This window comes from Dokdonella sp., assembly GCF_035703485.1.
In the GTDB taxonomy this organism is placed as follows: Bacteria; Pseudomonadota; Gammaproteobacteria; order Xanthomonadales; family Rhodanobacteraceae; genus Dokdonella.
Genome location: NZ_DASSYD010000035.1, coordinates 1 through 7,813, shown reverse-complemented (window position 1 = coordinate 7,813; position 7,813 = coordinate 1). Strand labels below are relative to the sequence as shown.

At 60.3% G+C, this 7,813-nt stretch carries 7 protein-coding genes; 6 read left to right on the top strand and 1 reads right to left on the bottom strand.

The genetic code is table 11. The annotated features are described in order from the left end of the window. The 6 genes from VFN25_RS02910 to rfbB form a co-directional block, all read left to right on the top strand. A partial coding sequence (locus tag VFN25_RS02910; RefSeq protein WP_325138628.1) for a CIA30 family protein occupies positions 1 to 1,111 on the top strand: 1,111 nt, incomplete at its 5' end. Positions 1,112 to 1,127: 16 nt separating this feature from the next. Continuing rightward, on the top strand, positions 1,128 to 2,321 hold the full coding sequence (locus VFN25_RS02905; RefSeq protein ID WP_325138626.1) for a sensor histidine kinase: 1,194 nt from the start codon (positions 1,128 to 1,130) through the stop codon (positions 2,319 to 2,321). Between the two features lie 70 nt (positions 2,322 to 2,391). Further along, complete coding sequence (locus VFN25_RS02900; protein ID WP_325138624.1) at positions 2,392 to 2,994, top strand: response regulator transcription factor; 603 nt, start codon at positions 2,392 to 2,394, stop codon at positions 2,992 to 2,994. Between the two features lie 63 nt (positions 2,995 to 3,057). Next, positions 3,058 to 4,107, top strand: coding sequence for a tRNA preQ1(34) S-adenosylmethionine ribosyltransferase-isomerase QueA (gene queA, locus VFN25_RS02895; protein WP_325138633.1), 1,050 nt, complete (start codon positions 3,058 to 3,060; stop codon positions 4,105 to 4,107). Between the two features lie 165 nt (positions 4,108 to 4,272). Next, positions 4,273 to 5,394 (top strand): tRNA guanosine(34) transglycosylase Tgt, encoded by a 1,122-nt coding sequence (gene tgt / locus VFN25_RS02890; RefSeq protein WP_325138622.1) that lies wholly within the window; start codon positions 4,273 to 4,275, stop codon positions 5,392 to 5,394. A gap of 115 nt (positions 5,395 to 5,509) precedes the next feature. Continuing rightward, positions 5,510 to 6,565 carry a dTDP-glucose 4,6-dehydratase gene (gene rfbB / locus VFN25_RS02885; protein WP_325138620.1) on the top strand — a complete coding sequence of 352 codons (1,056 nt, stop codon included), beginning with the start codon at positions 5,510 to 5,512 and terminating at the stop codon, positions 6,563 to 6,565. 119 nt (positions 6,566 to 6,684) lie between these two features. On the opposite strand, the gene VFN25_RS02880 is transcribed toward rfbB, so the two are convergent. Further along, complete coding sequence (locus VFN25_RS02880) at positions 6,685 to 7,680, bottom strand: polyprenyl synthetase family protein (RefSeq protein ID WP_325138631.1); 996 nt, start codon at positions 7,678 to 7,680, stop codon at positions 6,685 to 6,687. Positions 7,681 to 7,813 lie beyond the last annotated feature (133 nt).

Below are 7,813 nucleotides of genomic sequence, written 5' to 3'. Positions count from 1 at the left end.
GGCTGGCGTCGATGGCCTGGCTCATGTGTTCGCCGACGAGCCGGTGTCCAATGCCTTCCTCAGGCTCGCCAAAGAACATGGGATCTTTGTCATTCCGACGCTTTCGGTGGTGTCACATGCATCCGTGCCAGGCGATGCGACCAGCCTGCTCGAAGATCCGCGCATCAGCTCCCACCTCAGTGGCGGACAGCGGGCCAGCCTTGGAGCGAAATTCGCCGCCCTCGACAAGGTGTCGGCAGATTCCACGCTAGCCATCGACAACGTGCGTCGCCTGCATGCGACGGGTATTCCAATCCTGGCCGGCACCGATGCGGGCAATCCCGGCACGACGCACGGGGCCAGCCTGCACGGTGAACTGGAGCTGCTGGTGCAAGCCGGGCTCAGCCCGGAGCAGGCGCTGCGCGCCGCCACTTCGGTTCCGGCAGAGGTATTCGGGATGACGGACCGCGGAACGATCGAAATCGGCAAGCGTGCCGATCTGGTTCTGGTTGACGGCGACCCGTCGCAAGATATTCGCGCCAGCCGCGCCATCGAAACGATCTGGAAAAATGGCTTCGTGGTTGATACTTCTGCTACCGCTCAATCCGAAGTGGTCATCGAGTCGGGTACCGAAGCGACGACGATCAGTGATTTTGACGGGGAATCCATCGAGGCAAACTTCGGCGTTGGCTGGCAGCCGAGTACCGACAGCCTCATGGGCGGATCATCGACGGCAAGCCTCAAACGCATTGCAGACGGTGCCAACGGCAGTGCGGGCGCGCTTGAGATCCGTGGCCGGATCGAGCCAGGGTTTGCGTTTCCGTGGGCCGGTGCGATGTTCTTTCCCGGATCCGCGCCGATGCGAGCCGTTGATATTTCTTCACGCCGCGAGATCGTTTTCCAGGCGCGTGGCGATGGGCGCGAGTACAGCGTCTTGCTGCTGTCCGGCGAAGATCAGCAAGGCATGCCGGCGATGCAAGGCTTTGTCGCCGGACCCGAATGGAAAGAGATTCGCGTGCCACTGGCCGATTTTGCCGGGGCGAATCCAGGCATGCTGCGCGGCATCGGCTTCAGTGCCGGGTTGCCCGTCGGTGACTATCGGTTCGAAGTGGATCAGGTAGAGTTGCGTTGAACAGGAGACAGCCATCATGAGCAGATCATTGATGTCGAAACTATTGCGCATTCGCGCGCGGCTGATTCCGGAAGAGCTTCAGCTCGGCTGGATGCCGATTTTCACCCTGGGCTACCTCGCTTTTCTGTTCATGCCATTGCTGTTCAGCTATTCCGGCTCACTGAAAATGTCGGGGTTTCCGATAACCGAGCTGTGGCCGACTTTGTTGTCGATCGCGATCTTTCTGCCGATCTATTTCAAGTCGTATCGGTGCAGGGGATTGCAGAGTGAAATTTTCTGCGTGCTTGGCATGGCGGCGCTTGGCTATGCCTTGCTGCCATTCAACGTCTATTCCAATACCTACCTGATTTATGCGGGCGCATTCACGGCTTTCATCAAAGCCGGGCTGCTCAGAAAGTTCATCGGTGTGCTTGTGATGCTCGGTGTTTTCCTGCTCGAGCTCGTCTGGTTCGGTACGCCGATTTTTGTCTTTGCATTGACGGCAACGATCACTCTGGCGGTTTTCTTCAGCAATCACTTCTATCACGAGAACGCGCGCAAACGTGCCGCACTGAAGCTCTCGCATGATGAGGTAAGGCGTTTGGCCGCACTGGCCGAGCGCGAACGCATCGGTCGCGATCTGCACGATCTGCTTGGGCATACGCTGTCGTTGATTGCGTTGAAGTCCGAATTGGCTGGCAAGCTCATCGATCGCGATATTGCGGCTGCGCGCCACGAAGTGGACGAAGTGACGCGCGTCGCCCGTGACGCGCTGGCTCAGGTTCGTCGAGCAGTCAGCGGAATTCGCGCAGCGGGCCTTGCCGCCGAGCTGGCCTCGGCGCGGCAATTGCTCGAATCCGATGGCATCTCGTTCGACTACTCGCTTGGCGAGGTCGAGATCTCCGTTGAGCAGGAGACTGTGCTGGCCCTGGTCGTGCGCGAAGCGATCACCAACATCCAGCGCCATGCACGCGCGCGCAAGGCTTCCGTCATTGTTGAATCGCGCAAAGGCGATCTGCATTTGCGCATCGAAGACGATGGCCGTGGAAGTGCCATCGTCGCCGGCAACGGACTCAAGGGCATGCGTGAACGCGTCGAGGCACTCGGTGGACGATTGCGGATCGATTCCGTGCGCGGCAAGGGAACGCGACTCGAAGTCGACATGGAGCTGACCGAATCGACCCTGACATTGGCAGTTTCCACCGCGCAATCCTCGCTCGCTTCGCATTGAGTCGGTCAGTGAGGGTCGTTCGAGGCACAATGTCGCGCACATCTGCGAACGCTCAGGAAATCCACAAACCATGATTCGAGTGTTGCTGGCTGAAGATCAGGCCATGGTACGAGGTGCCTTGTCGGCACTGCTCAGCCTCGAATCCGATATTGAAGTGGTCGGCGCAGCGGCCGATGGCGAGAGTGCCTGGCGTGAATTGCAGCGATTGAACCCGGATGTGCTGGTCACCGACATCGAGATGCCCGGACTGACCGGTCTGGAACTGGCTCAGCGCGTGCGTCGCCAGGAACTCGCGACCAAGGTGGTCATCGTCACCACCTTTGCCCGGCCCGGATTCCTGCGCCGTGCACTCGATGCCGGCGTGGTTGGCTATCTGCTCAAGGATGCGCCGGCGGAAAATCTGGCCGAGGCCTTGCGCCTGGTGCATCGCGGCGGGCGCTCGATCGATCCGCAACTGGCTGTGGATGCCTGGTCCGAGGCCGATCCGTTGAATGAACGTGAACGCCAGGTGCTGCGCATGGCGGGTGAAGGCATGGGCGCAGGCGACATCGCCAGCCAGCTCAATCTTTCCCATGGGACCGTGCGCAATTATCTTTCCGAGGCGATCGGCAAACTCGGCGTGAGCAACCGCATCGAGGCCTATCGCATGGCGCGACAAAAGGGCTGGCTGTAGCCGATCGAGCTCGTGGCGGTGCCTGTCGGCTACAATGCGCGCCCGTTTTGTTGTCCTGCCGTCGTGAAGAAATCGGATTTCCATTTCGATCTGCCGCCTGAGCTGATTGCCCAGCAGCCGCTTGCCGAACGCTCGGCAAGTCGCCTGCTCGTGCTCGATGCGGAGCGCAAGTCAATGACGGACCGGCAATTCCGTGAGCTGCCCGACTTGCTCAAGGCCGGCGATCTGCTCGTCTACAACGATACCCGCGTGTTGCCGGCGCGCTTGTTCGGGCGCAAGCAGACTGGTGGCGCGGTCGAGATCCTGATCGAGCGGGTGACCGGCTCGCATGAAGCAACGGCACAGCTTGGCGTCAGCAAGAAGCCGAAAGAGGGCGCGGCGATCGAGTTGGCTGATGGCACGATTGCACGCGTGCTCGGCCGCGATGGCGAGTTTTTCCGCCTGCGCTTCGAATCAGCCGATCCGCTTGAAAAATTGCTGCTCAAGCTCGGTCGCATGCCGCTGCCGCCGTATATCGAGCGCACGCCCGATGCCGCCGACAACGAGCGCTACCAGACCGTGTTCGCGCGCGAACCGGGTGCTGTCGCAGCACCGACTGCCGGCCTGCATTTCGACGTGGCCATGCTCGATCAGCTCGCCGCGCGCGGCATCGAATCGGGCCACATCACCCTGCACGTCGGTGCCGGCACCTTTCAGCCGATGCGCACAGAAAAGATCGAAGAGCACACGATGCATCGCGAGTGGCTCAACGTCGGTGCCGAACTCGTTGACAAGATCCACCACACGCGCGCCCGCGGTGGCCGCGTCATCGCCGTCGGTACCACCGTCGTGCGTGCGCTCGAAAGCGCCAGTCGCAATGGCGTGCTGGAACCCTTCGCTGGCGAAACCCAGATCTTCATCTTCCCCGGCTACCGATTCACCAGCATCGATGGCCTGCTGACCAATTTTCATCTGCCCGAATCGACCCTGCTGATGCTGGTCTCGGCACTGGCCGGACGCGAATTCATCCTCGATGCCTATCGCCACGCCGTGGCGCAGCGCTATCGGTTCTTTTCGTATGGTGATGCGATGCTGGTTTGGCCGTTGAGAGCGGGAGTGGGAAGTGGGGAGTAGGGAGTGGGAAAGGCTTCAGCCTTCGCGGCGTTATCCTGGATTGCGGTTTCATGTTCATAGCGATGCCTCGATCGCGAGCGGTGTTTTTACCGAGAATTTCGTGGCTTGCGTTGAGCTCAGCTTGGCTCTTCCCACTCCCTACTCCCCACTCCCCACTCCCTTCTCATGATCTTCACTCTCCAGGCCACCGACTCCAACGCCCGCCGCGGCCGGCTGACTTTCGACCGCGGCACGATCGAGACGCCGGCGTTCATGCCAGTGGGCACCTATGGCACGGTCAAGGCGATGACGCCGCGGGATGTCGAGGAGATCGGTGCCGAGATCATTCTCGGCAATACCTTTCATCTGTTCCTGCGCCCGGGGCTAGATGTCATCGGTGATTTTGGCGGCCTGCATCGGTTCATCGGCTGGAACAAGCCGATCCTGACCGACTCGGGTGGTTTCCAGGTTTTCTCGCTGGCGCACAAGCGCAAGATCACCGAGGAAGGTGTGACCTTTGCCTCGCCGGTGGATGGCTCGAAGGTTTTCCTGAGTCCCGAGGAATCAATGCGCATCCAGCATGTGCTCGATTCCGATATTGCGATGATCTTCGACGAATGCACGCCATACCCGGCCACAGAAGCGGTCGCGCGCGATTCGATGGAGTTGAGCCTGCGCTGGGCGGAACGCTCGCGACGCGCGTTCGATGAACTGGAGAATCCGAACTCCCTGTTCGGCATTGTCCAGGGCTCGGTCTATCCCGATCTGCGCAAGCGCTCCGCCGATGGCCTGATCGACATCGGCTTCGACGGCTATGCAATCGGTGGTCTCGCTGTTGGCGAACCCGAAGAAGAGCGCAACGCAACGCTGGAGATGATCGAGCCGCATCTACCCAGGGACAAACCGCGCTATCTGATGGGAGTTGGTCGCCCCGAAGACATTGTTGAATCGGTCCGACGTGGTGTCGACATGTTCGATTGCGTCATGCCGACGCGCAATGCGCGCAACGGATTCCTGTTCACGCGTCACGGAACCCTGCGCATCCGCAACGCCAAGTTCGCTCGCGACACGCGGGTGATCGAGGAAGGTTGCGAGTGCTATACCTGCCGATCCGGATTCAGCCGCGCCTATCTGCGCCATCTCGACCGTTGCGGCGAAATCCTTGCCAGCCAGCTCGCGACGATCCACAACCTTTTTCATTATCAGGAATTGATGCGCGGAATTCGTTCGGCGATCGAGGAAGCCCGTTTCGACGCATTCGTCACCGAGTTCTACGCGTTGCGGACGGGTGACGCCGAATCAGCATGATTCTCGCCCGTGCCTTCGAGTCGCGATAGCATGAGGCACATGCGCGACGGCTAAGAATGATGTGCAGGGTGAGAAGCAATAGCCGCGCAATGACCAATCTGGAAAATCAACAGCAATGAAAACAATTCTCGTCACCGGTGGCGCCGGATTCATCGGCGGCAATTTCATCCTCGATGTGCTCGCACTGGGCGGCTATCGGATCATCAATCTCGATGCGCTGACCTATGCCGGCAATCCCGATACGCTGGCCGATGTCGCCACACATCCGGATTACACGTTTGAGCATGGTGATATTGGTGATCGCGAACATGTGCAGGCGATCCTTGCTGCGCACCAGCCGATTGCGATCGTCAACTTTGCCGCCGAATCGCATGTTGATCGATCCATCGATGGACCGGCTGAATTCGTCCAGACCAATGTCGTCGGCACACTCAATTTGCTCGAATGTTCGCTGGCCTACTGGCGCGCGCTGCCACTAGACCGCCAGGATGCCTTTCGTTTCCTGCATGTGTCGACCGACGAGGTCTACGGCTCGCTCGGTCCGGTCGGCAAGTTCACGGAAGAAACGGCCTATCAGCCGAACTCCCCGTACTCGGCATCGAAGGCCGCCTCGGATCATCTGGTTCGTGCCTTTCATCACACCTACGGCATGCCGGTGCTGACGACGAACTGTTCGAACAACTACGGTCCGTTCCAGTTTCCGGAAAAGCTCATTCCCTTGATCATCCAGAAGGCTTTGGCGGGTGAGCCTTTGCCGGTCTATGGTGATGGTCGCAACGTGCGCGACTGGCTGTTCGTCAAGGATCATTGCAGCGCGATCCTGCGCGTCCTCGAGATCGGCAGAGTGGGGGAGGTCTACAACGTCGGCGGCGATGCCGAGCGCGAGAACATCCACGTCGTCAAGACCATCTGTGCCTTGCTTGATGAGCGTCGGCCGCTGTCCGATGGCAGCAAGCGCGAATCGTTGATCACCTACGTCAAAGATCGACCAGGGCACGATCGCCGCTACGCGGTCGATGCCTCGAAGATCAAGCGCGAACTTGGCTGGCGCCAGGCCGAAAGTTTCGAATCCGGTCTCGCGAATACCGTGGATTGGTATTTGTCGCATCAGGAGTGGGTTGGACGGGTTTTGGATGGAAGTTATCGCATGGAGCGTCTGGGCGGCGCCTGAGCTGACGCTGATCACTCGCCTCACACCTTTCCTCGCCCCTGCGCAGGCAGGGGTCCAGTGACTTTGTTGTTGATGTTTGCGCCGCGAAGCTGCGTAAAGATCAACACACAAAACTCGAATCAGGAACTCCTGTTCACCGAATAGTCCGCAAGCAGCGATAGGGCATCCCGCGCCGCCGAGTCCGGCAAATCCGACAACGCCGACTTGGCCGATCGTGCATAGTGCTCGGCGCGTCCCCGCGCGTGTTCGATGGCGCCGGAATCGCGAATGGCGGCGACGATATTGTCGAGCGAATCGAGGCCCCCGGATTCGATCGCGCGACGCAGGCTGGCGGCTTGTTCGGGCGGGCTGTTGGCGATGGCGTGGATGACCGGCAGGGTGGGTTTGCCTTCGGCGAGATCGTCGCCGATGTTCTTGCCGAGGGTGTCGGCATCGGAGACGTAGTCGAGGACGTCGTCGGCGATCTGGAAGGCGTAGCCGAGATCGAGGCCGTATTGCGAGATTGCCTCTTCCTGTTCCGCGGGAAGGCCGCTGAGCACGGCGCCGAGACGCGTGGCTGCGGAAAACAGCACGGCAGTCTTGCGTTCGATCACGTCGAGATAGGCTTGCTCGCTGGTATCGGCGTTGCCGATATTCAGCAGTTGCAGCACTTCGCCTTCGGCGATGCGATTGGTCGTGTCGGCGAGGATGCGCATGATGCGCATGTTGTCGAGCTCGACCATCATCTGAAACGATCGCGAATAGAGAAAATCGCCGACCAGCACGCTGGCCGCGTTGCCCCAGAGCGCATTCGCCGTTTCACGCCCGCGTCGCAGATCAGATTCGTCGACCACATCGTCGTGCAGCAGGGTCGAGGTATGGATGAATTCGATCAGGGCGGCGAGTGGCACGTGCTGGTTGCCGTCGTAGCCGCATGCGCGCGCAGCGAGCAGATGCAGCATCGGGCGCAGGCGTTTGCCGCCGCTGCCGATGATGTGCTCGGAAATCTGGTTGATCAGCACCACGTCGGAGGCAAGGCGATTGCGGATCAAGCTGTCGACGGCGCGCATGTCGGCTGAAGCGAGTGCCTGGACATCGTCAAAATTGTGGATTGCCGCGGTGTCGGATTGGGACATCGAGCTCAAGCGTAATTCCCCGGTTTCGGATGTGCGCAGTATAGCGGGCGTGATCACCAACCCGGGCTAGCGATGCAGGAATGCCTGCAACTCGGCGGCAATGCTGAGTGCGATTGCTTCCGGGCCGTGGCCG

Bases quoted from the DNA above. Each gene is read 5' to 3' on its own strand.
- VFN25_RS02880 (WP_325138631.1), bottom strand. From the start codon at position 7,680: ATGTCCCAATCCGACACCGCGGCAATCCACAATTTTGACGATGTCCAG.
- rfbB (WP_325138620.1), top strand. From the start codon at position 5,510: ATGAAAACAATTCTCGTCACCGGTGGCGCCGGATTCATCGGCGGCAAT.
- VFN25_RS02905 (WP_325138626.1), top strand. From the start codon at position 1,128: ATGAGCAGATCATTGATGTCGAAACTATTGCGCATTCGCGCGCGGCTG.
- tgt (WP_325138622.1), top strand. From the start codon at position 4,273: ATGATCTTCACTCTCCAGGCCACCGACTCCAACGCCCGCCGCGGCCGG.
- VFN25_RS02900 (WP_325138624.1), top strand. From the start codon at position 2,392: ATGATTCGAGTGTTGCTGGCTGAAGATCAGGCCATGGTACGAGGTGCC.